The organism is Vibrio sp. D173a, assembly GCF_030248475.1.
The window spans coordinates 1-683 of the sequence record NZ_JAHGAH010000967.1; the positions used below are offsets into that span (position 1 = coordinate 1).

The 683-nt window shown below is 37.8% G+C and carries 1 protein-coding gene; it reads left to right on the forward strand.

The features are described 5' to 3' along the window. Positions 1–182 precede the first annotated feature (182 nt). Positions 183–593 (forward strand): hypothetical protein, encoded by a 411-nt coding sequence (locus tag KIV40_RS30620; RefSeq protein ID WP_285353047.1) that lies wholly within the window; start codon positions 183–185, stop codon positions 591–593. The last annotated feature ends 90 nt before the right edge of the window (positions 594–683 follow it).

Here is a 683-nt window from a genome sequence, read left to right on the forward strand (position 1 = left end):
TCAGTTGATGCCCACCAGCGGTTTTATATTCATGAAAGTTCTTTCTTAGTAGCAGCGTATTGCTCAGCGTTAGACCATCTAACACCTCATCAAATGCCGCACTCCAACGAAGTTTCACACGTGTTCCAAACTGCAGGTCCTCTCTTTCAGACACTTCTGAAAGAGAGGACCTGCAGTTTGGAATGAAACTTCGTTGGAGTGCGGCATTTGATGAGGTGTTAGAAGGTCTAACGCTAAGTAATACGGTACTGCTAAGAAAGAACTTTCATGAATATAAAACTGCTGGTGGGAATCAACTGATTGAGTACCGATTGAGTAACCAATTTACCGTGGACTATGCATTTGCAGACGACTTTTATTTAAATATTTTCTTAATGCCAAGGCAGTCCTGGAATTATTTGGGTAACTCTTTACATCCAACCATTTTACATGGAGAAGAAATTGGCTATCAAATGACAGAGAGTATTTCGATGTCAGTTGGTATGACAAATAGTGTGGATTATTACAATCCAGATAGAGGGCAAAACCCAATTAATGATTTTGTCGACTTAAAAAAGATGACCTATTACGCAGTGGTTAATTACCAGTTCTAGCCAAAGAGCTAATTAATAAAAATACATCGTTATTAAAGAAACGATATAGCTATAAATACAGGGACATTATGTTTAGAAAAGCAGTAATTG

Excerpts from the sequence above, each read along its gene's own strand:
- KIV40_RS30620 (WP_285353047.1), top strand. The coding sequence starts at position 183 with ATGAAACTTCGTTGGAGTGCGGCATTTGATGAGGTGTTAGAAGGTCTA.